Raw genomic sequence first — 22579 nt, 5'->3', positions numbered from 1 at the left:
TTACCGGTTCTGCTAGGAGCACAGGCATGCCGCGCGCCATAGACACTCCGGTGAGCCCTCAGCGTATAGGCACGACATTACTGTCTCTAATTTGATTGATTGCAGATGCCGACAGACTGCCCGTTGCCGCCTTCTGAATATGCTCACTCCACCAAGCCATCATCGGGCGTCGGCGTTCGATGTAATCTGCCCGGTTATAGGCACTTCGAACTTCATCCTTGTCGACATGGGCAAGGGCAACTTCGATCAGCTCGGGGTCCCAGCCGTGCTCGTTCAGGATGGTGCTGGCCATTGAGCGCATGCCGTGGCTGACCAAGCGGTCCTGGAAGCCCATGCGTTTTAACGCCATGTTGGCAGTCTGGCTGTTGGCGTGGGAGCGTGGGTTTCTGTCTGCCGGGAACACGTATTCCCTGTGCCCGCTATGGGACTTTAGGGCCTCCAGCAGCGCGAGTGCATGGTCGGACAGCGGGATGGTGTGCGGGCGACGCTTTTTCATACGCTCTGGCGGAATGGTCCAAATGCGCTTGTCGAAGTCGATATCTGCCCATCGAGTGGTGGCTGCTTCGGCAGGGCGGGTCATGGTGTGCAACTGCCATTCGATCAGGCAGCGGGTCGTGCGCTTGATGCTGGCGTTCGCGATTTCCATCATGAGCTCGGGAAGCTCCTCAGGTGGTAGCGCAGCCATGTTCTCTTTCTTGGGTTTCTTGAACACCGCTCGAATTCCATTGAGGGGGTTCGCGAATATTAGCCCGGAGTTGACCCCGTAGGTCATGATCTCATTGAGCCGTTGGCTCAATCGCTTCACCGTCTCGAGGCTGCCTTTGGCCTCAATTGGACGGAGGATCTTGATAACCATCGGAGCAGTGATTTGCGAGAGCGGCGTCGTTTTCATGCTCGGAAAAACATGGAGAGTTAGCGAACGCCAGATGTCTTCGGCGTAGGCCTGGGTTACGGAGTCTTTCTTCAACTCGAACCAGGCCGTGGCCACCTTCTCGAACGTGTGTTCAGTTTCAGCGAGCTTGGCTTGCCGTATCTCATCGCGTTGGGTTTTGGGATCAATGCCAAGAGCGAGCAACTCACGTGCCTCTACGGCTTTCTTTCGGGCGTTGGCTAACGAGAGGTCTGGGTACGGACCGAGCGCCATATTGATACGGCTTCTGGTTAACGGCTCCCGGTAATTGAAATTCCACATCATTGAGCCGCTGGCGCGTACTCGAAGCTGCAAGCCATCGCCGTCGCTGAGGACGAAGTCTTTACCAGTTGCCTTGACTGCCTTGAGCTGGCGATCAGAGAGGCGGGTTGCGTTAGTAGGCATGGGGCTACCTCCAGCACCGTTTTGGTATCCTGAAAATAGCACCTGGTAGTCCGGGATACCACCTGGGATACCAAAGCGGCTGGAACTCAGAAAATCTCCAAAGCTCCCATAAGCGCTGAAAACCCTGTATTTACTGGATTTCAGGCACAAAAAAAGACGTCCGTGGACGTCTTTAGATGATGAAGTGGTGGAGCCGGGGGGATTTGAACCCCCGTCCGCCAGTACTCCGCTGTCGGTACTACATGCGTAGCCGTTTCTATTAAGTTAACCCTCAGCGACCCGAAGGGCAGGGTGCTTTGGGCGAGTTGTGTAAGTTTTAGCCGCTTCGTCCACAACGTACTGCACGGCGATTCTGTTCTATATGACAATCACTTTGGGTTTACAGACATCCCCTGGTGATTGCTGGACCCGAAGGTACCAGAAGCTCAGGGCTAAGGCTGCTTACGCAGCGAGAGCGAATTCCTGGCCGTAGTTTTCGTCATTGGCAACTATAAGAAGTTGCAACAGTGGATTTACGAGTTCTGTTACCAACTCGGCATGCACCTAAAGTTTCGCGACCGGCGTCGAATCCTAAACGGCCCCGTGCTTGTAACTCGTTGTTTCTTAGTGAGTGACAAGCCTATGCAGTGTACGCCAAACCCTCACGGAAGGCCAACCCGAAGGTTGGCCATCAACGACGGCGTGTTACTGGTTGCCGCCTTTTTCAGTGTTCTGCAGGTCTTGCAGGGCTTTGGAGGTGATCTCGATGCACTTCTTGTCATCACCTGCAGCGTGGGCTGCTTTCGCCTGGGAGACGGCGGTGTCGATTTCTCCCTTCTTGCCGCTGGTGTCAGTGGCAAGCAAGGCTTGGCCGTTGTTGATTTTGTCCAGATTGATCTTGCACAGATCAGGCTCGCCCGCAGCGAAAACAGGGGAGGCCAGCATCGCAGCGGTAATGAACAAGCCAGCAAGAGCGGAACGCTTCATAGGGTATCTCCTTGCGCAAAAGGGCTCGACGCTGCTGGCGTTCAACGGCTGCCAGCGACATCACTGTTGAGCCTCGTTCGTCGAGGCCTATGCAGATGACTACGCCGGCGCGCAGGGGTTCGTTTTTTTGCAGGATTAATGCGCGCGGGCCTGGGTGACCCGGTCCACGAGATACACCAAGCCGTGATAATCAATGCCTCCGTGCTGGCTCAGGCCGATCTCGCAAGTGCGGCTGGTGGAGAGGCCTTCACTGCAATGTTGCACGGCGTCTTTGAGCGAGCGCAGCGCGTGGGCGTTGAGTTCCGGCGTGGTGAAACCCTTGTCGCCGGCAAAACCACAGCAGTGGATGCCTTCCGGGATCACCACGGTTTTTGAGCAACGTCGGGCCAGGTCGATCAACGCCTGGCTTTCGCCCAAATGCTGGGTACTGCAGGTGACGTGTACCGCAATCGGCGCTTCCTGGGGGGTGAAGTCGAGTCGGTCCATCAGGTGTGTGCGGATAAAACGTACCGGGTCGTAAAGGTCCAGGCGCGTTTCGCCGAGGTCTTGCACCAGGCGCAGGGTGCAGGGGCTGGTGTCGCAGTAGATCGGATCGAGTCCGCCACGGCTCGCATGCAGCAGCGCGCCGATCAGTTCCTGGCGTTTGTGCTCCGCCTGTTCGGCATAGCCCTTGGAGGCAAACGGCTGGCCACAGCACAGGCTGTCTTGATTGTCGGGGAACACCACTTGGTAACCGGCCTTTTCCAACAGGCCACGGGTCTTGTCGTACAGCGACATCTGTTCTTTATCACTGGCGGACGGCCCCATGGCGCGTGAGACGCAAGCCGCCAGGTAGACCACGCGGGGCCGCTCATCGGTCACGGTCGGGCTGAAGCGGATGGCTTTCTCCGGCTGTGGCATGGCGCTGGTCCACTGCGGGATTTGCCCCTTGGACAACCGGGTCACCGTGGCAGACAGTTTCGCCAGGCGAGGGGCGCCCAACAGCATGCGCGCACCGTTGGCGACATGCAGGGTAAAGCGCGCACCTTGCAATGCCGTGGCGAAATGGGTGGCGAGCCATTCGGCGGTTTTCGTACGGTCGGCATCGCGGCTGCGCAGTTTCTTCACCAGGTCGCCGGTATTGATTCCTACAGGGCAGCGTTGCGCACACAGGCCGGTGGCGGCGCAGGTGTCGATACCCTGGTAGTGATAGGCGGCTTCGAGTTCAGTGGTGTCGACGCCTGCGCGTTTTTTCGCCTGGATATCGCGCCAGATCACGATGCGCTGGCGCGGGCTCAACGTCAGGCCTTTGGAAGGACACACCGGCTCGCAGAACCCGCACTCGATGCACTTATCCACAATCTCGTCGGCGGCCGGCAGGGGCTTGAGGTGCTTGAGGTGGATTTGCGGGTCTTCGCTGAGTACTACGTCCGGGTTGAGGATGCCGTTGGGGTCCAGCAGGCGCTTGAGCTGCCACATCAACTGATAGGCATCGCTGCCCCATTCCAGCTCTACGAAAGGCGCCATATTGCGGCCTGTGCCGTGTTCGGCCTTCAGCGAGCCGCCAAACTCCACGGCCACCAATTGCGCGACATCGTCCATGAACGCCTGGTAGCGCGTGACTTCTTCCGCGCTGTTGAAGCCTTGGGTGAACACGAAGTGCAGATTGCCTTCCAGGGCGTGTCCGAAAAGGATGGCTTCGTCGTAGTGATGTTTGTCGAACAGTTCGATCAAGCGGTTCACACCGATCGCCAGTTGCTCGACCGGAAAGGTGACGTCTTCGATGATCACCGTGGTGCCGGTTTTGCGGACGGCACCGACGGCGGGGAAGGTGTCTTTGCGGATCGCCCACAGGCGGGCGTTTTCCACCGGGTCTTCGGTGAAGTCGACTTGCTTCTCTACAGGGAACGCCGCCAGGGACGCCATGATCAGCGCCAATTGTTCGTGCAGCAGTGATGGGGAGGCGGCGCGCGATTCGATCAGCAGCGCGCAGGCATTTTCCGATAAGTGCTGTACGAAAGCCGGCATGCCGGGTTTGTCCTGTACCGAGCGCATGCTGCGCCGGTCCAGCAGCTCCACTGCCGAGACCGGCTGGGTTTTCAGCACGGTCACCGCGTTGCAGCAGGTCTCGACATCCGGGAACACAATCAGCGCCGACGCTTTGTTGGGGTGGTCGATCACTGTGTCGTAGGTCACCGCGCTGATAAAGCCCAGCGTGCCTTCGGAGCCGACCAGCAGATGGCTGAGGATATCCAGCGGTTCATCGAAATCCACCAGGGCATTGAGCGACAGTCCGGTGGTATTTTTCAGACGATACTTGTGGCGGATTTTTGCCGCCAGTTCGGCATTTGCCCGCGTCTCGCGGCCGAGTGTCGCCAGTCGCTCAAGCAGGGCTGCATGGTGTTTTCGAAACGCTGCAACGCTGGCTGCATCCTCGGTGTCCAGTCGACTGCCATCAGCCAGTACCAGACGAATTCCGGCCAGGGTGTGATAGGTGTTCTGCGCGGTGCCGCAGCACATGCCGCTGGCATTATTGGCAACGATGCCGCCGATCTTGCAGGCATTGATCGACGCCGGATCCGGCCCGATCTTGCGCCCGAACGGCGCCAGCCACGCATTGGCCTGGGCGCCGATGACGCCGGGCTGCAGGCGGATCTGCGTGCCTTGCCCGCGAATCTCGCGGCCGTTCCAGTTGTCACCCAGCACGATCAGTACGGAATCGCTGATGGCTTGCCCGGACAGGCTGGTGCCCGCCGCGCGGAAGGTCACCGGCACGCGGTCGCGTTGGGCCAGTTGCAGCAGTGCGACGACTTCGTCTTCCGACTCCACGCGGATCACTAGCTGTGGGATCAGTCGATAAAAGCTGGCGTCGGTACCGAATGCGAGGGTGGAAAGTGGGTCGTCGAAACGCCGATCCTTCGGGATCAGCTGTATGACGTCGGCAAGGAAAGCGGCAGGCAGACTCATCGGTCCTCCAGAAATAGCTGACGCCGGAACCGGTGTCCGGCGTCGATTCTTACCCTATTGCGTGCAGGTCTCAGTGCACCAGCATACCGGTGAACCAGTAGGCCTGCGCCAAGGTGATCAGCCCGACGATCGTGGCAAAGAACAGGCTGTGCTTGAGGGTGAAGCGGAACAGGTCGGACTCCTTGCCCACCAGGCCAGTGGCTGCGCAGGCGACCGCGATTGATTGTGGCGAGATCATCTTGCCGGTCACGCCGCCGCTGGTGTTTGCCGCGACCAGCAGGGTGTCGTTGACGCCGATCTGGTGCGCGGTGGTGGCTTGCAGCGAGCTGAACAGTGCATTGGATGAGGTATCGGAGCCTGTCAGGAAAACCCCCAGCCAGCCGAGGAAAGGCGAGAAGAACGGGAAGGCCGCCCCGGTGCCGGCCAGCACCAGTGCCATGGTCGAGGACATGCCGGAATAGTTGGTGACGAAGGCGAACGCCAGCACCATGCCGATCGACAGGATGGGCCAGCGCAGCTCGTAGAAGGTCTCTTTTAAAGTGGTAAGACCAGTTTTTATATCGATCTTCAGCACCAGCATCGACACCAGTGCCGAGAAGAAAATCGCAGTGCCGGTGGCCGAGATCGGGTCCAGCTTGAACACGGCCGGGATCGCGGTGGGATTGGTGACGATGGGTGCCACCTTGATCACCAGTTGGTCCAGGTGCGGGATCGCGAAGTTGAACACCCAGCTGTACATCGAGCCGCCGGCGGCAAACATTGCCTTGAACGGTTTGAGCGTCCAGATGGTGACCAGCACGGTCAGGATCAGGAACGGCGACCAGGCCTTGAAAATCTGCACCAGGCTGTAGGGCGAAGCAACGGTGTTGCGCGGCAGGCCGAAGCCGCCAGCGCTGGCGGTGACTGCTGCGCTCGACGTGGCGCCGGCAATCTGCGCGCCCGCGGTGCGCTTGGGTTGCCAGACCTTGAGGAACAAGGTCAGGGCAATCAGGCTGGCCAGGGCCGAGGTGATGTCCGGCAGTTCCGGGCCAATGAAGTTGGAGGTGAAGTACTGGGTGACGGCGAAGCTCAAGCCGGCCACCAGCGCCGCCGGCCAGGTTTCGCGCACGCCGCGCAGGCCATCCATCATGAACACCAGCCAGAACGGCACGAACAGCGACAGCAGGGGCAGTTGGCGGCCGGTCATGGCGCCGATCTTGAACGCGTCGATGCCGGTCACTTGGCCGGCCACGATGATCGGGATCCCGAGTGCGCCGAAGGCGACCGGCGCGGTGTTGGCGATCAAGCACAGGCCGGCGGCATACAGCGGGTTGAAGCCCAGGCCTACCAGCAGCGCGGCAGTGATCGCCACGGGGGCGCCGAAACCGGCGGCACCTTCCAGAAATGCGCCGAAGCAGAAGCCAATCAACAGCACTTGCAGGCGTTGATCGTCAGTGATCGACAGCACCGAGCTGCGGATGATTTCGAATTGGCCGCTCTTGACCGTCAGTTTGTACAGGAACACGGCTGCCACGATGATCCAGGCGATAGGCCACAGGCCGTAGGCGAAGCCATAGCCGGCGGCAGCCAGCGCCATGTCTACCGGCATCTGGAAGGCGAAGATCGCGACCAGGATCGAGAGCGCCAGGGTGATGCTCCCGGCAACGTGGCCTTTGAGGCGGAACACCGCCAGGGCCAGGAAGAAGAATACGATCGGGATAACGGCGGCCATTGCGGACAGGCCGAGGCTGCCGAGCGGGCTGTAGAGCTGTTGCCAGGTTTGCATATGGGGTGGCCCCTGATTGTTGTTGTTTAGTCAGCTTGGATAATTGGTAATACCAATTTACAATCGCTGTGGGCTAGGTTAAAAGGCTTCGGGCCGGTGTGTCAATTTGCCGCTTGTGAAACTTTGGTCTCAGGTCTGCGAGGACGGGGAGCTGAGCGGATAAATCCAAGGCGTTCTGATAGGTGCTGCAAGCGCGGCGATAGGCCAGAATAGAGGGCCCGGCGAGTGGTCGGGATGGTGGAGAGTGAGTTATGGGGTTTGATCAGGTGCGTCAGCGCCGTTTGTCTGACGATATTGTCGAGCAGCTCGAGGGCATGATCCTTGAGGGCACGCTGAAGTCGGGTGAGCGCTTGCCGGCCGAGCGGGCCTTGGCTGAGCAATTTGGCGTGTCGCGCCCGTCATTGCGCGAAGCAATCCAGAAGCTGGCGGCCAAGGGCTTGCTGGTGAGTCGTCAGGGCGGTGGCAACTATGTCGCGGAGTCGTTGGGGTCTACGTTCAGTGATCCACTGTTGCACCTGTTGGAGAACAATCCCGAAGCGCAGCGTGACTTGCTGGAGTTTCGCCAGACCCTGGAAGCTTCTTGTGCTTATTACGCCGCATTGCGCGCCACCGAGGTGGATCGCGAGCGGCTGACGGCGGCGTTCGAAGCACTGCAGGATTGCTACACCCGCGCCGATGACGTGAGCCGGGCGGAGGAGGGGGCGGCGGATGCAAGGTTTCACTTGGCGATTGCCGAGGCCAGCCACAATGCGGTGCTGCTGCACACAATTCGCGGCTTGTTCGATCTGCTCAAGCGTAACGTGGTCACCAACATCGGCGGCATGTATCAGCAGCGCACGGAAACCCGTGACATGCTGATCAGTCAGCACCGGGATTTGTACCTGGCGATTATCGAGGGGCGGGCGGAGCAGGCGCGAGAGGTTTCAACACGTCACCTGCTGTATGTGCAGGAAGTGTTGGAAGAGGTGCGTCAGGAGGTTCAGCGCGTGGCGCGTGCCGAGCGGCGCAAGGGGATGTAGCCGCGGGCGTTCCCGAAGCTACACCGCGACAAGGATTATTCTTCCTTGCCCTTGTTGCGTACGGCGCGGTGCAATTCCCGGTTGGAATCGCGCTCGCGCTCGGTATCACGCTTGTCGTATTCCTTCTTGCCCTTGCCCAGCGCGATCTCGCACTTGACCAGGTGCTTGCTCCAATACCAGGACAGGCAGACGCAGGCATAGCCCTTCTGCTGCACGGCGGCGGCGAGTTTGTCGATCTCGCGGGCGTTAAGCAGCAGCTTGCGCGTGCGTACCGGGTCGGCAATCACGTGGGTGCTCGCGGTGGTCAGCGGAGTGATATGACTGCCGAGCAGCCACGCCTCGCCATCCTTGAGCAGCACATAGCTGTCGACCAGTTGCAGCTTGCTGGCACGCAGACTTTTTACTTCCCAGCCGGCCAGGACCAGACCAGCCTCGAAACGATGTTCGATGAAGTAATCGTGTCGCGCCTTTTTATTTTGCGCGATGGTCCCTGTGGGGTGTTTCTTTTGTTTAGCCATAGGGGCGGCATTATAGGGAGTTGCGAGCGTGTCGGCTACGGTCAACCTGCGTGCTTGAGCGTGTTGGACGAATCCCGGACAATGCAGGCAGTTCTTTGGTTTTTTTCTCTCGCGGATCGGGCTGTTCTTTCGCGATGTTTTGCCTCAGCAGTGGAAATGACGCACACATGACGACGCATATTCAACGTTCGGCGTTGCTGCCTTATCCGGCACAGGCGCTCTATGACCTGGTCAACGACGTTGCGCGTTACCCGGAATTCCTGCCTTGGTGCTCGACTGCCGAGGTACTGGAAAGCAGTGATGAGCACATGGTCGCCAGCGTTGGCGTGGCGAAGGGCGGTCTTAGCCAGCATTTTGTTACGCGCAATGTGCTGGTGCCCGGGAAATCCATTGAAATGAACCTGCAGGAGGGGCCGTTCACCCAATTGCATGGTGTGTGGGTGTTCAAGGCGCTGACGGACAAAGCGTGCAAGATCAGCCTGGACCTGTCGTTTGATTACGCAGGGCCTATCGTGCGAGCAACACTGGGGCCACTGTTCAATCAGGCGGCCAATACCCTGGTGGATGCGTTTTGCCAGCGAGCCAAGCAACTGCATGGTTGAGATTGAGGTGGTATACGCCGCAGAAGATCGGCAGGTGTTGCTGGCGGCGGCGGTGCCCGAAGGCACCAGCTTGCGAGCGACAGTGCAGGCTTGCGGGATCGAGGCGCAGTTTCCGGCGCTGGATCTGGCTGATTGCCCTTTGGGGATATTTGGCAAGGTGATTGCGGACCCCGACGTGCGAGTCGTGCAGGCGGGCGATCGTATTGAGATTTACCGGCCTTTGCTGGCCGATCCTAAAGAAGTGCGCCGCTTGCGTGCAGCCAAGGCGGCGCTGGCCAAGCAGCAAAATCCATAGGCTTGCCAAGCAGCAGGCAATAAAAAACCCGGCATGCCGGGTTTTTTATTGGGCGCCGCTCAGTTACTGCGGGCTGGTGTCCAGAGGCTGTGGCGTCGGGACCGGCACAGTTTCCACGCCGTCGACGTCTTTCTGGATCTTGTCGAGCAATGAGCCTGGTTTGGCTGGCACTTCAGACTTCGGCTTCTCGTTTTCCTGCGCAGGGGCAGTCACGTTGGCGCCGTTGTCCTTGCCGAGCAAGGCTTCATCTCGGCTCACGCCGGGCATGAAGTCACCAGACAGGCTGACGAGTTGGTCATTGCCATTGAAAATGACGCTGACGCGCTCCTGCTGGCGTTCACCGCCACCCGGCTGGATGCTGTAGAGATAATCCCAGCGATCAGCATGGAAAGTGTCGGTCAGCAGGGGGTTGCCCATGATAAACCTTACTTGCCGTCGGGTCATTCCCGGGCGTAACTGGTCTATCATGTCCTGCGTGACGACATTGCCCTGCTGGATGTCGATTTTGTAAACCCCGGGGAATGAACAACCGGCGAGTGCGAGCAGTCCCACAAAGGTGAAACTGGTTAGCAAGAGCTTGGTGTTTTGCATCGGTGGGCGACTTCCACTATCTTGGCTGGGACAACGTAAACGCCGATCATACCCGTATTAAGAGAAGCTGCGAAGCAGCATCCGCGAGAAAGCTAACCATGGTTGAAAATAGCGAACTACGCAAAGCCGGTCTTAAAGTGACTCTGCCACGAGTCAAGATTCTACAAATGCTCGATTCTGCTGAGCAGCGCCACATGAGTGCCGAGGATGTTTACAAGGCGCTGATGGAGTCTAACGAGGACGTTGGCCTGGCCACGGTTTACCGTGTGCTGACCCAGTTTGAAGCCGCAGGGCTGGTGGTTCGTCATAATTTCGACGGCGGTCATGCAGTGTTCGAATTGGCTGACGGTGGTCATCACGACCACATGGTTGACCTGGATACCAATGAGGTTATCGAGTTCACCAGCCCTGAGATCGAAGCGCTGCAGCATAAGATTGCTGAGGAGCATGGCTTCGATCTGGTTGACCATAATCTGGTCCTGTACATCCGTAAGAAAAAGTAAAAAAACGACGCAGATTCTCTCTGCGAAACGATCGAAGGCGACCCTAGGGTCGCCTTCGTGCTTTCTATAAGGGAGAAAATGCTGGCTTCAGGCTTTCGCGGCCACCACCATTTTCTTCGCGTGGGCCAGGGACTCTTTGGTCAGGTCGATACCGCCGAGCATCCGAGCCACTTCTTCCACACGTTCCGATTTGTTCAGCTTGGACACGGCTGTGTGTGTCGCTTCATCGCCGCGCACCTTGTGCACAAACAGGTGTTGATGCCCCTGTGCGGCCACCTGTGGCAAGTGAGTGACCGTCAGCACCTGGCCTCTATCCCCCAGGCGTCGCAACAACTGGCCAACAATTTCTGCGGTCGGCCCGCCGATACCGACGTCCACTTCGTCGAATACCAGCGTAGGCACCCGTGACGTTTGGGCTGTAATCACCTGGATCGCCAGGCTGATGCGCGATAATTCGCCGCCGGATGCCACTTTTGCCAGCGCCTTGAGCGGCTGCCCAGGGTTGGCGCTGACCAGCAGTTCTACCTGCTCCAGGCCGTGGGGCTGCAGCTCATTGCTGGCATTGGCGCGCAATTCAATCGTGAAACGCCCGCCCGGCATGCCCAGGCGCTGGATCTCCTGTTCTACGGCACTGGCCAGGCTGGCGGCTGCTTGCTGGCGCAGGTCGCTCAGCTCGCGGGCCTTCTCTTGATAATGACGGGCAAAGGATGCGAGTTCATCGCCTAATCGTTCGATGGATTCGTCGTTGGCATTCAGTGTTTCGATTTCATCCAGCAGCTTTTGCTGCATCGTGGCCACATCGGTGGGCTGGATTCGGTGTTTGCGCGCCAGGGTGTAGATAGTGTCCAGGCGCTCCTCTATTTCCTGCAGGCGGGAGGGGTCGGCATCAAAGTGGTCGAGGAAGCGATTCAACTCGCCCACGGCTTCTTCTACCTGGATCTGCGCACTGGTCAGCAAGGTGGTGGCCTCGCTGAGCGAGCCCGAAGCATTGTTGACGCTGGACAGTCGGTTGAGGCTGGCCGTCAGTGCGTTGAGCACATTGCCGGAATCGCTTTCGCTGCATTGCTCCACCACTTGGCGGCAGATGCCCAACAGGGTTTCGGCATTGGTGAGGTTCTTGTGTTCCTGTTCGAGTTGTTCCAGCTCGGTCTCGCCGAGTGCCAGGCTCTCAAGCTCTTCAAGCTGGTAGCTGAGCAGTTGATGGCGAGCGCGCTGCTCGTCGCCGGAGTTGGAGAGTCGCTCCAATTCCTGGCGGGTCTGGCGCCAGCGTTGAGCGGCAAGCTGCACCTGGCGGGCCAGGTCGGTGGCGCCGGCATATTCGTCGAGCAGGCGGCGGTGGGTGTCGGTTTTCAGCAGGGACTGGTGTTCATGTTGGCTGTGGATATCGATGAGCAACTCGCCCAGGGCTTTCAGGTCGCCAAGCGGGCAGGGCGTGCCATTGATGTAGCCGCGCGAGCGCCCTTCGGCGGTGATCACCCGGCGCAGGATGCACGGCCCCTCATTATTCAGGTCGCGCTCGGCGAGCCAGGCCTCGGCTTCGGGAATGTCTGCCAGGTCGAAGGTAGCCAGGATGTCGGCCTTGTCCGCACCCGGACGCACCACGCCGCTGTCGGCGCGATCGCCCAGGGTCAGGCCGAGCGCGTCGAGCATGATCGATTTGCCGGCGCCGGTTTCGCCTGTGATTACGCTCATCCCGCGATCCAGTTCGAGATCCAGGTGTTCAACGATGGCGTAGTTATGTACGGACAGGTGCACGAGCATGAACGTCGCTCCCAGGCTTTAGGTCTGGTTATTTATACAGTGTTTTATTCAGGGCTGACAATCCTGGCGCTTAGCTCGATTTGCTTGAGTCGTCACTTTTTTTAGCGCAATGAGGAATGATGAGGCAGGAAATGATCCCGGTCATGGGAAAGACTTTTGGTAACGCCTGCGCCCTTGAACCCTGAAATTGTGGCCCCATATACCGGAACAGAAGCGCGAGTTGAGTTCGCGCATGATTTTGAAAGGAGAAATCTATGGCTGACGAACAGACGCAGGATACGCAAACTCCAGACGCTACCCAGGCTGGCTCGGAAGACCTGGCCGTGCGTGTGCAAGTGCTCGAAGAGCAATTGGCCGCTGCGCAGGACCAGTCTTTGCGTGTTGCCGCCGATCTGCAGAACGTCCGCCGCCGTGCCGAGCAGGATGTAGAGAAGGCTCACAAATTCGCGCTGGAAAAATTCGCCGGTGACTTGCTGCCGATCATCGACAGCCTGGAACGTGGCCTTGAGTTGTCCAACCCAGACGACGAAAACATCCGCCCAATGCGCGAAGGGATCGAACTGACCCTGAAAATGTTCCAGGACACCCTGAAGCGTTATCAGTTGGAAGCCATCGATCCAACCGGCGGCGAACCGTTCAACGCTGAGCATCACCAAGCCATGGCCATGCAGGAAAGCCATGACCTGGAGCCTAACAGCGTGTTGAAAGTGTTCCAGAAGGGGTATCAGCTCAATGGTCGCTTGCTGCGCCCGGCGATGGTTGTAGTGAGCAAGGCTCCTGCACCGGTTTCGCCTTCTATTGATGAGCAGGCTTGAAATACGCCGTAAGGCCCCCATCTATAAGTCAAGCGTTTAAGTGCTACCGCAGTTAGCCACCACTGCTGCGGCATCCAAATTCAAGTTTCGGGAGAGTAAATCATGGGCAAAATTATCGGTATCGACCTGGGGACCACCAACTCCTGCGTCTCCGTCATGGAAAACGGCAAAGCCAAAGTTATCGAAAACGCCGAAGGCGCGCGTACCACGCCGTCGATCATTGCTTACGCAAATGATGGCGAGATCCTCGTTGGTCAGTCGGCCAAGCGTCAGGCTGTCACCAACCCGCACAACACCCTGTACGCGGTGAAGCGTCTAATCGGTCGTAAGTTCGACGAAGAAGTCGTACAGAAAGACATCAAGATGGTGCCTTACAAAATCGCCAAGGCTGACAACGGCGACGCCTGGGTTGAAGTCAATGGCAACAAGATGTCTGCACCGCAGATCTCGGCTGAAGTCTTGAAAAAGATGAAGAAGACTGCCGAAGACTACCTCGGTGAAGCAGTGACTGAAGCGGTCATCACCGTTCCGGCCTACTTCAACGACAGCCAGCGCCAGGCGACCAAAGACGCCGGCCGCATCGCGGGCCTGGACGTAAAACGTATCATCAACGAACCTACCGCAGCTGCTCTGGCCTACGGTATGGACAAGGCCAAGGGCGACCACACTGTGATCGTTTATGACCTGGGTGGCGGTACGTTCGACGTCTCGGTCATCGAGATCGCTGAAGTTGACGGCGAGCACCAGTTCGAAGTGTTGGCCACCAACGGCGACACCTTCCTGGGTGGTGAAGACTTTGACATTCGTCTGATCGACTACCTCGTTGACGAATTCAAGAAAGAAAGCGGCATGAACCTCAAGGGTGACCCGCTGGCTATGCAGCGCCTGAAGGAAGCTGCTGAAAAAGCCAAGATCGAGCTGTCCTCGAGCATGTCGACCGACGTCAACCTGCCGTACATCACTGCAGACGCCACCGGTCCTAAGCACTTGAACGTGAAGATTTCTCGCGCCAAGTTGGAAGCACTGGTTGAAGACCTGGTTCAGCGCACCATCGAGCCTTGCCGCATTGCCCTGAAAGACGCAGGTATCGACGTTGGTTCCATCAACGACGTGATCCTGGTGGGCGGTCAGACCCGTATGCCACTGGTACAGCAGAAAGTAACCGAGTTCTTCGGCAAGGAAGCACGTAAAGACGTGAACCCGGACGAAGCGGTTGCCATGGGTGCTGCCATCCAGGGCGCGGTATTGGCCGGCGACGTGAAAGACGTGCTGCTGCTGGACGTCAGCCCGCTGACCCTGGGTATCGAAACCATGGGCGGCGTGATGACTGCGCTGATCGAGAAAAACACCACGATTCCTACCAAGAAATCCCAGGTGTTCTCGACTGCCGATGACAACCAAGGCGCTGTGACCATTCACGTGCTGCAAGGTGAGCGTAAGCAAGCGGCTCAGAACAAGTCCCTGGGCAAGTTCGACCTGGCCGAGATTCCACCAGCACCACGCGGCGTGCCACAAATCGAAGTGACTTTCGACATCGACGCCAACGGCATCTTGCACGTAGGTGCCAAGGACAAGGCCACTGGCAAAGAGCAGAAGATCACTATCAAGGCCAACTCCGGTCTGTCTGATGAAGAAATTCAACAGATGATCCGTGATGCTGAAGCCAACGCCGACGCCGATGCCAAGTTTGCCGAGCTGGCTGGCGCCCGTAACCAGGGTGATGCACTGGTTCACTCGACCCGCAAAATGGTCGCGGATGCTGGCGATAAAGTGACTGCTGAGGAGAAGACCGCAATCGAAGCTGCCGTGGTTGCCCTGGAAGCCGCCATCAAAGGCGACGACAAGGCTGCCATCGAAGCCAAGGTTGAGGAGCTGTCGAAAGTCTCCGCGCCGGTTGCTCAGAAAATGTACGCCGAACAAGGCCAGCCGGCTGATGGTGCTGCACAGCACGCAGAGCCTGAAGCCAAGCACGACGACGTTGTCGATGCCGAGTTCGAAGAAGTCAAAGACCAGAAGTAAGTTGGTCGCCCGGTTGACCGCTATCAAGCGGTGACTGGTAGGATGTCGCCGCGCGGGAGCTTGCTCCCGCGTTGGCGTGTCTGGGGTATGCGAATTTTTACAACATGCGACAACGCTCGGATGTTGGCGGTGTGATCGGGAATGCTCCTGCTTCCCGGGCGACAGTCACCGCGTTTTTGGCCGGGTCCCTGGCTGAAAGCAGTAATGACCAGGATCGTTGAATTGACGTGAGTTGGGTCCGGGCCTGTATTGGGGCTCAACGAGTTTGGCAAGGCTCAGGAGGGTCTGGCCAAACGTCCTTAAGAGTGCAAAGACTTATGGCAAAGCGTGACTATTACGAAGTATTGGGTGTGGAGCGCGGCTCCAGCGATGCGGACCTGAAAAAGGCTTACCGTCGCCTGGCGATGAAGCACCACCCGGACCGTAATCCGGATAGCAAAGAATCCGAAGAAATGTTCAAGGAGGCCAACGAGGCCTACGAATGCCTTTCTGATCCGAACAAGCGTGCGGCTTACGACCAGTATGGTCATGCCGGTGTCGACCCGAGCATGGGCGGCGGTGGTGCAGGTTTCGGCGGTCAGAACTTCTCCGATATCTTCGGCGACGTTTTCAGCGACTTCTTCGGCGGTGGTCGGGGTGGCCAGCGTGGTGGCGCCCAGCGTGGCAGCGACTTGCGCTACACCCTCGAGTTGAACCTGGAAGAGGCTGTGCGCGGTACCAGCGTCAACATCCGCGTGCCGACGCTGGTCAATTGCAAGCCGTGCGATGGCTCGGGCGCCAAGAAAGGCTCCTCGCCGATCACCTGCCCGACCTGTGGCGGTATCGGCCAGGTCCGTATGCAGCAGGGCTTCTTCTCGGTGCAGCAAACCTGCCCGCGCTGCCACGGCCAGGGCAAGATCATTTCCGATCCGTGCGACTCGTGCCACGGCGAAGGTCGCGTCGAAGAGTACAAGACCCTGTCGGTCAAAGTGCCGGCGGGTGTGGATACCGGAGACCGCATCCGTTTGTCGGGTGAGGGAGAGGCGGGCACCCAGGGTGGCCCTACCGGTGACCTGTACGTGGTGATCAATGTGCGTGAGCACTCGATCTTCCAGCGCGACGGCAAGCACCTGTTCTGCGAAGTGCCGATCAGCTTTGTCGATGCAGCCTTGGGCGGCGAGTTGGAGATTCCGACCCTGGATGGTCGGGTCAAGCTGAAGATCCCCGAGGGTACCCAGACCGGCAAGCAGTTCCGTATTCGTGGCAAGGGCGTTGCGCCGGTGCGCGGCGGTGGTGCAGGCGATCTGATGTGCCGCGTAGCGGTCGAGACCCCGGTCAATCTGGGGCGTCGTCAGCGTGAGCTGCTCGAAGAGTTCCGCAGTTCGTTGGAAGGTGACGACTCCCATTCACCGAAAACCACTGGGTTTTTCGATGGCGTGAAGCGCTTCTTCGGCGACCTGTAAGGAGTGGATATGCGACGTATAGCCGTTATGGGCGCTGCCGGGCGCATGGGGAAGACGCTGGTCGAGGCGGTGCAGCAGCGCTCGCCGGCGTCCGGGTTGACCGCAGCCATCGTTCGCCCGGGCAGCACGTTGATTGGTGCAGATGCGGGCGAGTTGGCCTCGCTGGGCCGTATCGGTGTGTCGTTGTCGAGCAGCCTGGAGCAGGTGGCTGAAGAGTTCGACGTGTTGATCGACTTCACCCTGCCTGACGTGATGCTGAAAAACCTGGCGTTCTGCCGCAAGGCGGGCAAGGCCATGGTGATCGGTACTACGGGTTTGAGTGCCGAGCAGAAGCAGTTGCTGGTGGAGGCGGGCAAGGATATCCCGATCGTCTTCGCGGCCAACTTCAGCGTGGGTGTGAACCTGTCGCTCAAGTTACTGGATCTGGCGGCGCGCGTGCTGGGGGATGAGGCGGATATCGAAATCATCGAGACCCATCATCGCCACAAGATCGATGCGCCGTCGGGCACCGCGCTGCGCATGGGTGAAGCCATCGCTGAAGCGTTGGGCCGGGACTTGTCCAAGGTGGCCGTATATGGCCGTGAAGGTCATACCGGTGCGCGTGCGCGTGACACCATCGGCTTTGCGACCGTGCGCGGTGGTGATGTTGTGGGTGATCACACCGTGCTGTTTGCCACTGAAGGTGAGCGCCTGGAGATCACGCACAAGGCCTCCAGTCGCATGACGTTTGCCAAGGGCGCCGTCCGTGCTGCGCTCTGGCTGGAAGGTCGTGAGCCGGGTCTGTATGACATGCGTGACGTGCTGGATCTGCACTAATCAGTAGCTAAAATCGGGCCTCAGGATTATCCTGAGGCCCCGTTTTTACCCGCTAAGCGACGTCCTGTCGCATTCCCCTGCCTTTAAGGCTCATTAGCGGTGGACCAAAAAAGCCTTTTTCTGTAAGCTACAGCTTTAGTGTGTCCACTAAAAGCGCGCAGAATAATTCGGTGAAGAAGCGGGGTGACGTGTCCATACGTCACTCCGCTTTTTTACAACCTGCGATCGCCCTTTCAGGCTTTATTTACGGGAGGTCTTCTTGACTAAGCCAGCCATACTCGCCCTTGCTGATGGCAGCATTTTTCGCGGCGAAGCCATTGGAGCCGACGGTCAAACCGTTGGAGAGGTGGTGTTCAACACCGCCATGACCGGCTATCAGGAAATCCTTACCGATCCTTCCTACGCCCAACAGATCGTTACCCTGACCTATCCGCACATCGGCAACACCGGTACTACACCGGAAGACGTCGAGTCTGATCGTGTCTGGTCGGCGGGTCTGGTAATTCGTGACCTGCCACTGGTCGCGAGCAACTGGCGTAACACGATGTCGCTGTCCGATTACCTGAAAGCCAACAATGTTGTGGCAATCGCCGGTATCGATACGCGTCGCCTGACACGCATCCTGCGTGAAAAAGGCTCGCAGAACGGCTGCATCATGGCCGGTGAGAATATTTCCGAAGAGGCAGCGATCGCTGCTGCGCAAGGCTTCCCTGGCCTGAAAGGCATGGACCTGGCGAAAGTCGTCAGCACCAAGGAAAAGTACGAGTGGCGCTCCACCGTCTGGGACTTGAAGACTGACAGCCACGCGACCATCGAGGCCGCTGAGCTGCCTTACCACGTCGTCGCCTACGACTACGGCATCAAGTACAACATCCTGCGCATGCTGGTCGAGCGCGGTTGCCGCGTAACCGTGGTACCTGCGCAAACCCCGGCCAGCGATGTGCTCGCCCTGCAGCCGGACGGCGTGTTCCTGTCCAATGGCCCCGGTGACCCCGAGCCTTGCGACTACGCCATCCAGGCGATCAAGGATGTGCTGGAAACCGAAATTCCGGTCTTCGGTATCTGCCTGGGTCACCAGTTGCTGGCCCTGGCCTCCGGCGCCAAGACCCTGAAAATGGGGCACGGCCACCACGGTGCCAACCACCCTGTGCAAGACCTGGACACTGGCGTTGTGATGATCACCAGCCAGAACCATGGCTTTGCGGTGGATGAAGCGACCCTGCCGGGCAACGTCCGCGCAATTCACAAGTCGCTGTTCGACGGTTCCCTGCAAGGCATCGAGCGCACTGACAAGAGCGCCTTCAGCTTCCAGGGCCACCCTGAAGCAAGCCCGGGCCCGAACGACGTAGCGCCGCTGTTCGACCGTTTCATCAATGAGATGGCCAAGCGACGCTGACTGAGTGGCCTGCGGGCGGCCCCGACTGTCGGTGGCCCCCGCAGGCTCTTCAAAGAATGTTCAAGACGGCTTGCCGACTGACCTGCGGATTTGAGTGACAAACCCATGCCAAAACGTACAGACATAAAAAGCATCCTGATTCTCGGCGCTGGCCCGATCGTTATCGGCCAGGCCTGCGAATTCGACTACTCCGGCGCCCAGGCTTGTAAAGCCCTGCGCGAGGAGGGCTACCGCGTCATCCTGGTGAACTCCAACCCGGCGACCATCATGACCGACCCGGCCATGGCCGACGCCACCTATATCGAGCCGATCAAGTGGCAGACCGTTGCCAAGATCATCGAGAAAGAGCGTCCGGACGCGCTGCTGCCCACCATGGGCGGCCAGACTGCACTGAACTGCGCCCTGGACCTGGAGCGCGAAGGCGTGCTGGAGAAGTTCGGCGTAGAGATGATCGGCGCGAATGCCGACACCATCGACAAGGCTGAAGACCGTTCGCGTTTCGACAAGGCGATGAAGTCCATCGGCCTGGCGTGCCCGCGCTCCGGTATCGCCCACACCATGGAAGAAGCCAACGCAGTCCTCGAGACCCTCGGCTTCCCGTGCATCATCCGTCCGTCCTTCACCATGGGCGGCACCGGTGGCGGTATCGCCTACAACCGTGAAGAGTTCGAAGAAATCTGCGCCCGTGGTCTGGACCTGTCGCCGACCAAGGAACTGCTGATCGACGAATCGCTGATCGGCTGGAAAGAATATGAAATGGAAGTTGTCCGCGACAAAAAGGACAACTGCATCATTGTCTGCTCCATCGAAAACTTTGACCCGATGGGCGTGCACACCGGTGACTCGATCACCGTTGCTCCGGCACAGACCCTGACCGACAAGGAATACCAGATCCTGCGTAACGCCTCCCTGGCGGTATTGCGCGAGATCGGCGTGGAAACCGGCGGTTCCAACGTTCAGTTCGGTATCTGCCCGAACACTGGCCGCATGGTCGTGATCGAGATGAACCCGCGTGTATCGCGTTCGTCGGCCCTGGCGTCGAAAGCGACCGGCTTCCCGATCGCCAAGGTCGCGGCCAAGCTGGCTGTGGGTTACACCCTCGATGAGCTGTCGAACGACATCACCGGCGGCAAGACCCCGGCGTCCTTCGAGCCGTCCATCGACTACGTCGTCACCAAGCTTCCACGCTTCGCCTTCGAGAAATTCGCCAAGGCTGACGCGCGCTTGACTACTCAGATGAAGTCGGTTGGTGAAGTCATGGCCATCGGCCGTACTTTCCAGGAATCCTTGCAGAAAGCCCTGCGCGGCCTGGAAGTGGGCGTTTGCGGCCTGGACGAGAAGCTCGACCTGAGCAACCCGGAAAGCATGAGCGTGCTCAAGCGCGAGCTGACCGTGCCGGGCGCCGAGCGTATCTGGTACGTGGCTGACGCCTTCCGCGCCGGCATGACTGTCGAAGACATCTTCGGCATGAACATGATCGACCCGTGGTTCCTGGTGCAGATCGAAGATCTGATCAAGGAAGAAGAGAAGGTCAAGACCCTGGGTCTGGCCAGCATCGACCGCGACATGATGTTCCGCCTCAAGCGCAAAGGCTTCTCCGACCAGCGCCTGGCCAAGCTGCTGGGTGTGACCGAGAAGAACCTGCGCACGCATCGCCACAAGCTGGAGATCTTCCCGGTCTACAAGCGCGTTGATACCTGCGCCGCCGAGTTCTCCACCGACACCGCCTACCTGTACTCCACCTATGAGGAAGAGTGCGAAGCCGCCCCGTCGGGTCGCGACAAGATCATGATCCTGGGCGGCGGTCCGAACCGTATCGGCCAGGGTATCGAGTTTGACTACTGCTGCGTACACGCCGCTCTCGCCCTGCGCGAAGACGGGTACGAGACCATCATGGTCAACTGCAACCCGGAAACTGTTTCCACCGACTACGACACCTCTGATCGCCTGTACTTCGAGCCGGTGACCCTGGAAGACGTGCTGGAAATCGTGCGCGTCGAGAAGCCAAAAGGCGTGATCGTCCAGTACGGCGGCCAAACCCCGCTGAAACTGGCGCGTGCCCTTGAAGCGGCCGGCGTGCCGATCATTGGCACCAGCCCAGATGCCATCGACCGTGCGGAAGACCGTGAGCGCTTCCAGCAGATGGTTGAACGCCTGAACCTGCGTCAGCCGCCGAACGCCACCGTGCGCAGCGAAGACGAGGCCATCCGCGCCGCCAGCAAGATCGGCTACCCGCTGGTGGTGCGTCCGTCCTACGTACTGGGCGGTCGGGCGATGGAAATCGTCTACGAAGAAGAAGAGCTCAAGCGTTACCTGCGCGACGCGGTGAAAGTGTCCAACGACAGCCCGGTGCTGCTGGACCACTTCCTCAACTGCGCTATCGAAATGGATGTGGATGCGGTCTGCGACGGCACTGACGTCGTGATCGGCGCGATCATGCAGCACATCGAGCAGGCGGGTGTTCACTCCGGTGACTCGGCGTGCTCGCTGCCACCGTACTCGCTGCCGGCGCACATCCAGGACGAGATGCGCGAACAGGTCAAGAAAATGGCCCTGGAACTGGGCGTGGTCGGCTTGATGAACGTACAGTTGGCGCTGCAAGGCGAAGACATCTACGTCATCGAAGTCAACCCGCGCGCTTCGCGTACCGTGCCATTTGTTTCCAAGTGCATCGGTGTGTCCCTGGCCATGATCGCTGCCCGCGTGATGGCCGGTAAGACCCTGAAGGAAATCGGCTTCACCAAGGAAATCATTCCGAACTTCTACAGTGTGAAAGAGGCGGTGTTCCCATTCGCCAAATTCCCTGGTGTGGACCCGATCCTGGGCCCAGAGATGAAGTCCACCGGTGAAGTGATGGGCGTGGGCGATACCTTCGGTGAAGCGTTCGCCAAGGCCCAGATGGGTGCCAGCGAAGTGCTGCCGACCGGCGGTACTGCGTTTATCAGCGTGCGTGATGATGACAAGCCACTGGTTGCAGGCGTGGCCCGTGATCTGATCAACTTGGGCTTTGAAGTCGTGGCCACCGCCGGGACCGCCAAGCTGATCGAGGCTGCCGGCCTGAAAGTGCGTCGCGTGAACAAGGTGACGGAAGGCCGTCCGCACGTGGTCGACATGATCAAGAATGACGAAGTCACGCTGATCATCAACACCACCGAAGGTCGTCAGTCGATCGCGGACTCCTATTCCATTCGTCGTAACGCCTTGCAGCACAAGATCTACTGCACCACCACCATTGCTGCTGGCGAAGCCATCTGCGAAGCACTCAAGTTCGGTCCGGAAAAGACCGTGCGTCGCTTGCAGGATCTACACGCAGGATTGAAGGCATGACCAAATACCCAATGACCGTCCAGGGCTTCAAGGCCCTGGAAGAGGAGCACGCCCATCTGACCAAGGTCGTACGTCCAAAGCTGAGCCAGGACATCGGTACGGCCCGCGAACTGGGTGACCTTAAGGAAAACGCCGAATACCACGCTGCTCGCGAGCAGCAAGGTATGGTCGAGGCGCGGATCCGTGACATCGAAGGCCGCCTGCAGAACTCGGTGGTCATCGACGTAACGACCATTCCGAAGACCGGCAAGGTGATTTTCGGCACCACCGTGGAAATCGCCAACGTCGAGACTGACGAAAGCGTGGTCTACCACATCGTCGGGGAAGACGAAGCTGACTTCAAACTCGGCAAGATCTCCGTCGGCTCCCCGCTTGCCCGCGCCTTGATTGCCAAGGAAGAGGGTGACGTGGTGGCGGTCAAGACGCCGGGTGGCGTGATCGAGTACGAGATTGTTGAAGTCCGTCACGTCTGAACGGCGGCGC

18 protein-coding genes and 1 other RNA gene are annotated in these 22579 nt (G+C 59.1%); 11 read left to right on the top strand and 8 right to left on the bottom strand.

The genetic code is table 11. From position 1 onward, the window contains the following. Positions 1-58: 58 nt before the first annotated feature. From JFU04_RS25270 to JFU04_RS25250, 5 genes are all read right to left on the bottom strand, one after another. The gene (locus tag JFU04_RS25270) at positions 59-1315 is read right to left on the bottom strand and encodes an integrase domain-containing protein (protein ID WP_201145896.1); all 1257 of its coding nucleotides are present in this window, start codon (positions 1313-1315) and stop codon (positions 59-61) included. A 185-nt stretch (positions 1316-1500) separates the two neighbouring features. Continuing rightward, positions 1501-1897, bottom strand: a transfer-messenger RNA (tmRNA) gene (ssrA, locus tag JFU04_RS25265). Positions 1898-1999: 102 nt separating this feature from the next. Continuing rightward, a complete protein-coding gene (locus tag JFU04_RS25260) occupies positions 2000-2281 on the bottom strand; it encodes a hypothetical protein (RefSeq protein WP_065910245.1) in 282 nt (93 codons plus the stop codon). Positions 2282-2416: 135 nt separating this feature from the next. Continuing rightward, positions 2417-5227: an FAD-binding and (Fe-S)-binding domain-containing protein gene (locus JFU04_RS25255; RefSeq protein ID WP_201145895.1), complete on the bottom strand. Its 2811-nt coding sequence runs from the start codon at positions 5225-5227 to the stop codon at positions 2417-2419. A gap of 70 nt (positions 5228-5297) precedes the next feature. After that, complete coding sequence (locus tag JFU04_RS25250) at positions 5298-6992, bottom strand: lactate permease LctP family transporter (RefSeq protein WP_201145894.1); 1695 nt, start codon at positions 6990-6992, stop codon at positions 5298-5300. A gap of 251 nt (positions 6993-7243) precedes the next feature. Between JFU04_RS25250 and JFU04_RS25245 the strand changes: the two genes are divergently transcribed. Further along, a complete protein-coding gene (locus JFU04_RS25245) occupies positions 7244-8011 on the top strand; it encodes a GntR family transcriptional regulator (protein ID WP_065910250.1) in 768 nt (255 codons plus the stop codon). 35 nt (positions 8012-8046) lie between these two features. On the opposite strand, the gene smpB is transcribed toward JFU04_RS25245, so the two are convergent. Continuing rightward, entirely contained in the window at positions 8047-8529 is a 483-nt protein-coding gene (gene smpB / locus JFU04_RS25240) for an SsrA-binding protein SmpB (protein WP_060752280.1), read from the bottom strand. A gap of 167 nt (positions 8530-8696) precedes the next feature. Here smpB and JFU04_RS25235 point away from each other — a divergent pair, with 167 nt between their 5' ends. After that, positions 8697-9131, top strand: a complete 435-nt coding sequence (locus tag JFU04_RS25235; protein WP_005791512.1) for a type II toxin-antitoxin system RatA family toxin — start codon at positions 8697-8699, stop codon at positions 9129-9131. After that, on the top strand, positions 9124-9426 hold the full coding sequence (locus JFU04_RS25230) for an RnfH family protein (RefSeq protein ID WP_201145893.1): 303 nt from the start codon (positions 9124-9126) through the stop codon (positions 9424-9426). The genes JFU04_RS25235 and JFU04_RS25230 overlap by 8 nt, the downstream gene beginning before the upstream one ends. 63 nt (positions 9427-9489) lie before the next feature. On the opposite strand, the gene JFU04_RS25225 is transcribed toward JFU04_RS25230, so the two are convergent. Then, positions 9490-10017 carry an outer membrane protein assembly factor BamE gene (locus JFU04_RS25225; protein WP_065910254.1) on the bottom strand — a complete coding sequence of 176 codons (528 nt, stop codon included), beginning with the start codon at positions 10015-10017 and terminating at the stop codon, positions 9490-9492. A gap of 98 nt (positions 10018-10115) precedes the next feature. Between JFU04_RS25225 and fur the strand changes: the two genes are divergently transcribed. Next, complete coding sequence (gene fur, locus JFU04_RS25220) at positions 10116-10520, top strand: ferric iron uptake transcriptional regulator (RefSeq protein ID WP_003194220.1); 405 nt, start codon at positions 10116-10118, stop codon at positions 10518-10520. 87 nt (positions 10521-10607) lie between these two features. Here fur and recN read toward each other — a convergent pair whose 3' ends face one another. Continuing rightward, positions 10608-12281, bottom strand: coding sequence for a DNA repair protein RecN (recN, locus tag JFU04_RS25215; protein WP_065910256.1), 1674 nt, complete (start codon positions 12279-12281; stop codon positions 10608-10610). Positions 12282-12535: 254 nt separating this feature from the next. Here recN and grpE point away from each other — a divergent pair, with 254 nt between their 5' ends. The 7 genes from grpE (at position 12536) to greA (ending at position 22569) form a co-directional block, all read left to right on the top strand. Continuing rightward, positions 12536-13096, top strand: a complete 561-nt coding sequence (gene grpE, locus JFU04_RS25210) for a nucleotide exchange factor GrpE (RefSeq protein ID WP_106802601.1) — start codon at positions 12536-12538, stop codon at positions 13094-13096. A gap of 102 nt (positions 13097-13198) precedes the next feature. After that, a complete protein-coding gene (gene dnaK, locus JFU04_RS25205; RefSeq protein WP_065910260.1) occupies positions 13199-15115 on the top strand; it encodes a molecular chaperone DnaK in 1917 nt (638 codons plus the stop codon). A 317-nt stretch (positions 15116-15432) separates the two neighbouring features. Next, positions 15433-16557 carry a molecular chaperone DnaJ gene (gene dnaJ, locus JFU04_RS25200; protein WP_065910262.1) on the top strand — a complete coding sequence of 375 codons (1125 nt, stop codon included), beginning with the start codon at positions 15433-15435 and terminating at the stop codon, positions 16555-16557. A gap of 9 nt (positions 16558-16566) precedes the next feature. Beyond that, complete coding sequence (gene dapB, locus JFU04_RS25195) at positions 16567-17373, top strand: 4-hydroxy-tetrahydrodipicolinate reductase (RefSeq protein ID WP_106802602.1); 807 nt, start codon at positions 16567-16569, stop codon at positions 17371-17373. A 259-nt stretch (positions 17374-17632) separates the two neighbouring features. Then, positions 17633-18769: a glutamine-hydrolyzing carbamoyl-phosphate synthase small subunit gene (carA, locus tag JFU04_RS25190; protein WP_065910266.1), complete on the top strand. Its 1137-nt coding sequence runs from the start codon at positions 17633-17635 to the stop codon at positions 18767-18769. 105 nt (positions 18770-18874) lie between these two features. Next, complete coding sequence (carB, locus tag JFU04_RS25185; RefSeq protein ID WP_065910267.1) at positions 18875-22096, top strand: carbamoyl-phosphate synthase large subunit; 3222 nt, start codon at positions 18875-18877, stop codon at positions 22094-22096. Next, positions 22093-22569 (top strand): transcription elongation factor GreA, encoded by a 477-nt coding sequence (gene greA, locus JFU04_RS25180; protein ID WP_003235048.1) that lies wholly within the window; start codon positions 22093-22095, stop codon positions 22567-22569. Before carB ends, greA begins: the two co-directional genes overlap by 4 nt. Positions 22570-22579 lie beyond the last annotated feature (10 nt).

It is taken from the genome of Pseudomonas sp. TH21 (assembly GCF_016651025.1).
GTDB classification, from domain to species: Bacteria; Pseudomonadota; Gammaproteobacteria; order Pseudomonadales; family Pseudomonadaceae; genus Aquipseudomonas; species Aquipseudomonas aylmerensis.
This window is presented reverse-complemented; position numbering and strand designations above follow the sequence as displayed.